Source organism: Cytophagia bacterium CHB2, assembly GCA_030263535.1.
Taxonomy (GTDB): Bacteria; Zhuqueibacterota; Zhuqueibacteria; order Zhuqueibacterales; family Zhuqueibacteraceae; genus Coneutiohabitans.
In genome coordinates, this window is the sequence record SZPB01000429.1 from 1 (window position 1) to 4,818 (window position 4,818).

The following is a 4,818-nucleotide window of genomic DNA, read 5'->3' on the forward strand; positions in this document are numbered from 1 at the left end:
CCGGCCTGATGCTGTTACTCGCCGGCCTCGGCCCGATACTCGGCGCGTTTGGCTTGCTGTTGCAGCAAGCCGGCTCTTCTGCGCAAATCGACTTCACGTTTCTCGATCGCCTTTATCATGTCTGGGAATTGTTTTTTCCGCAGCTCGTGCTGTTCAGCCTGGTTTTCCCGCTTGAGCATCCGGCGCTCGCAGCGCGGCCGCGCTTGCCGGTTTTGCTGTTCGCGCCCCAAGTTCTGCACTTGCTGATGTCGCTCATGCTGCCCAATGCCGGCAGCGTGCAAAGTCTGCGGCACAGCCTCGGGCTGGCGCAGAACTGGCCGGCGTTGCTGCAGCCGGTTAAGATTTTATTGCGCGGCTTGGCTGCGGTATTGGAAGTTGCAGTTACGCATCAGGAAACTTTCTTCGCGGCAATCAACATTGCCTATGTCGTGGCGGCGGTTGTGCTCATGCAACGCAGCTATTTTCGTCTAAAAAATCCGCGGGTGCGCGGCCAAACGCGCTGGGTCATGTGGGGTATTCTTACCAGCCTCGCGCTTTACGCCCTGGCGTTTTTGATTCCCAAAATTTTTGCCTTTGAAGTCGAACGCAACCTCGCTCAAGTGCTGACCATCGCCAGCCTGCTCATCGGCTCAGGCGCGATTGCCTGGGCCATCATTCGCTATCAGTTTCTCGACGTACGCTTCATCATTCGCCGCAGCTTCATCTACTCGATCACTTCCGGTTTGCTCGTCGGCGTTTATTTGTTGATTTACACCAAAGCCAAAAACGTTGTGGAAGCGGTTATGGGCGTGAATTTGCCGCTGCTGGAAGTCATTTTTTTGGTGATCGCGGTTATCGCATTTCAACCGTTGTTGAGCTTGACGGAAGGCATGGTGGAACGCTGGTTTTTCAAAGACACGGTGGATTATCGCGAGTTTCTGCAAACCCTCAGCCGGGATTTGCTCAGCGTGATGAATCTCGGCCAATTGCAGGAAAAAATAACCGGCTCGTTGCGGCAAGCCCTGGGTTTGGAAAGCGTTTATCTTTTTTTGGAAGATGAAGATGAAACGGCGTTCACCTCCATCATCACCACCAACGGCCGGCCGGAAGAAACCCGCAGCGATGTGATCAGCACCGAAGTACGCTTCCGCCGCGACGGCCAGTTCGTGCCCCTGCTCACCCGCATCGAGTCTCCCGTTTATTCCGAAGATGTGCAGCCGCAGTTAACCCAGGCGCAGGAACGCGAGGCATTGCTGCGCATGCGGCCCAAGCTGTTGCTGCCGCTGGCGCAGCATGGCCGCCTGGTCGGCATCCTTTCCGTTGGCCAGAAACTCTCGCGCCAGCCGTTTTCGTATGAAGACATGACGTTGCTGACGCTGCTTTCCAATCAAGCCACGATCGCCATCGAAAATACCAAGCTCTATCAGTCAAAACTGGAAAAACAGCGGATCGACGAAGAGTTGAACGTGGCGCGAGAGATTCAGCGCATGCTGTTGCCGCGCCTCATTCCCGCGGCGCCGCAATGCGAAATTTCCGCCATCAATCTGCCTTCGCTCGAGGTGGTCGGTGATTTGTATGATTTTGTGGAATTGCCGGGCGGCGACCTCGGCATTGCCATCGGCGATGTGGCCGGCAAGGGGGTGCCTGGCGCGATATTGATGTCGAGTTTGCTCGCGGTTTTTCGCGCCGTGGCCGCGCGCAACATCAAACCCAGTGCGGTGGTTCAGGAGTTGAACGCGCAAATCGCCCGCACCACCAATCCCGAAAAATATGCCACGTTTTGTTATGCGGTATTGTCGCCGGAAAAGCAACAGCTCACCTACACCAATGCCGGCCACAACTATCCCATTCTCTTGCGCAGCAACGGCGCGTTGATCGAATTGACGGAATCGAATTTGATTGTAGGCGTGTGTGAAGATATGGTTTATGGCGAGCATGCCGTTGCCGTCGCTTCCGGAGATACAATCGTGTTTTACACCGACGGCGTTACCGAGGCGCAGGATGAAAACCGGCGGGAGTTCGGCACCGAACGTTTGTTTGAAGTCATTGCCCGCTACCGCCACCTTTCCGCGGAAGGCCTGCGCAACCGCATTTATGAAGCCGTCTTGCAATTTATCGGCGACATGCCGCAGTCGGATGATTTGACGCTGGTGGTGGTGCGCATGAAATGACGCGCTTGTTTGTAGTGTCCCCTTCAGGAGCTGAACGTCGGGGGGAAATGACGAGCGGGCGCCTAATGAGTTTTGACATTCAAGTTCGGTAATGTTCAGCCACAGCTTGACCACAGTGAATGCTACGGCCAAGCCGTAGCAGAACAAATCGGGATTAACGATTTTGATTATCAACATTCATAAGGCGCGACTACGAACGTTTATAACGAACATCTATTTGTGAATTTTGTGTTAGAATTTGTTATCTTCCCGGCGCAAGTTTTCACCAACGGACGCTTTTGCTTTCGCCGTGGATGAACACGGATTTGCATTGATTTTTTATGCTTTAAGAGGTTTTTTCAAAATTGCCCTTTCATTGAGCCGCAAAATTATGTCACCACTTCGTGGTTTCATGAAGAAAAAACGCCAAATGACTATAATCATGCCATCCCTTCGGGATTATCCGAACCGAGAATCCCGAAGGGATGAAATGATTATAGAAAGATAGCCAAAAAGAACAGGGTAAAACCCTGTAAGGGTGACATATTTACTGCTCTGAAATCCGTGTTGATCAGTGTGAATCAGTGGCTAAAAGAGTTATTGCTGAAAAGTGCCCGATAGCAAACGTAGTTCTAAAACTCGAAAGCAATTCAAAATTTAAAACGCATGAACACCAATACCACCACCCGATTTGATTACGCTGCCAAGTTTGCCGGTTTTGCCGGTAAAACCCTTTTCGAACAATTGCCCTCACGCCAGCAGGAATTCCTGCAGCGGCTCGCGTTCGAGCAGCGCTTCACGTTTCAGGAATTCCGCCAGGTGGTGGAAGCTTGCCGCGACCTGAGCATGTGGGGCGAGGGTGATCTCGAAACCTGGTGGCAAAAACGTTCCGCTCGAACCGGCAACCGCAAGGGCCATCTCAAAAAGCAGATGTTAACGGAACTTCAGGCCGAGCTGGCGGCGCTGCGGCAGGCGCCCAAAACTTATCCGCTCATTCCGCTGACGCGGCCCAAGCAGCGCGAGAAGAGCCTGATTACGGTCAAAGACTCCGACAAAACCATTTTCGGCATGTGTCCGGTGGCTTCGGAGAAAACCGTGTGCTGCAACCTGCACACGATCGACGCCGTGGAGAACTGTGTTTTTGGCTGTTCCTATTGCTCGATTCAAACCTTCTACAGCGACGAGATTGTGTTCGACGAACACTTTGCACAAAAGCTCGCCGCACTTGAGCTGGAACCGGGCCGCTTCTATCACATTGGCACCGGACAATCTTCGGATTCGCTGGCGTGGGGCAATCGCCACGGCATTCTTGATGCCCTGTGCCGCTTTGCCGCGCATCATCCCGGCATTTTGTTGGAGCTTAAAACCAAGTCCGACAATGTTCGCTATTTTCTTGAGCATGAAGCTCCCACCAACCTCGTGATCAGTTGGTCGCTGAACACGCCCACCATCATTGCCAACGAGGAACATTTCACGGCAAGTTTGGAAAAACGGCTGGCAGCGGCGCGGCAGGTGGCAAACCGCGGCATGGGCGTGGCGTTTCATTTTCATCCGATGGTGTATTACGACCATTGGCAGGAGGATTACCCGGCGATCGCAACTGAGTTGTTGCAACGATTTGATCCGGCAGAAGTCCGCTTCATCTCCTTCGGCTCGGTGACGCTGATCAAGCCGGTGCTGCAGAAAATGCGTGCGCTCGGCCATGCCACCAAAATTTCGCAGATGGAAATGGTGCCGGATCCGCATGGCAAGCTTACGTATCCGGATGAAATCAAAGTGGCGATGTTCCAGCGGATGTACCAGGCCTTCGCACCCTGGCACAACGAGGTGTTTTTTTACTTGTGTATGGAAAAGGCGGGGATTTGGGAGCAGAGTTTCGGTTATGTTTATCCGGACAACGAGACGTTTGAGACGGAGTTTGGTCGCCGCACGATGCGGCGATAACGATCTGCCGCCCAGACGGTTATGCCGCCTCAACTGCCTGCGCTGTTCTCCGTGTCCAAGATCACATGTTTTTATACATTCGTAAAGACGCGAAAAGATATTTGATCTGTGCAAGCCCGACTCTCTCCTTGCTTTTCTCGATCACTATCTTAAATTTCATCTGCAATAATCAAAAGCAAGAGCAGCAAAGACCCGGTTTTCCTACGTTATCTTGCAAAACCGCTCAAGAATATGACTTTTAGCCACTGATTTGCACGGATCAACACGGATTCAAAAGCCTTTTTGAAAGAACCTATTTAAGAAAAAATCAGTGAAAATCCGTGCGCATCAGTGGCTAAAAAAGAGTATCCGGCAGAAGGGATAACTGATCATTAAGGAATTTATTCTCCTCATATGTCAACACCTGTACGTGTAAGATTCGCCCCCAGCCCGACGGGGCATTTGCATATTGGCAATGCGCGCGCGGCCATTTTGAACTGGCTTTACGCGCGGCATACCGGCGGAACCTTCATTCTCCGCATCGAAGACACGGATGCTGTGCGTTCGACTACCGAGTCTGAGAATTCGATTTACGAAGATTTGCGTTGGCTCGGCCTGGATTGGGATGAAGGCCCGGAGGCCGGCGGAAAGCTCGGACCTTATCGGCAATCCGAGCGTCTCGATCTTTATCAAAAATATGCCGAGCAACTGATTGCCCATAAGAAAGCTTATTACTGTTTTTGCCGCGAAGAAGATCTCGAAGCCG

Annotated in this window: 3 protein-coding genes; all 3 read left to right on the plus strand. The window is 52.4% G+C overall.

Annotated features, from left to right (window positions below):
• Nucleotides 1-2,150 (plus strand): GAF domain-containing protein (locus FBQ85_26535; GenBank protein MDL1878690.1); only part of this gene is annotated, 2,150 nt, incomplete at its 5' end.
• 645 nt (nt 2,151-2,795) lie between these two features.
• On the plus strand, nt 2,796-4,073 hold the full coding sequence (locus FBQ85_26540; protein MDL1878691.1) for a DNA photolyase: 1,278 nt from the start codon (nt 2,796-2,798) through the stop codon (nt 4,071-4,073).
• Nucleotides 4,074-4,466: 393 nt separating this feature from the next.
• On the plus strand, nt 4,467-4,818 hold a 352-nt coding region (locus FBQ85_26545; GenBank protein ID MDL1878692.1), incomplete at its 3' end, for a glutamate--tRNA ligase.

Bases quoted from the DNA above. Each gene is read 5' to 3' on its own strand.
- FBQ85_26540 (MDL1878691.1), top strand. From the start codon at position 2,796: ATGAACACCAATACCACCACCCGATTTGATTACGCTGCCAAGTTTGCC.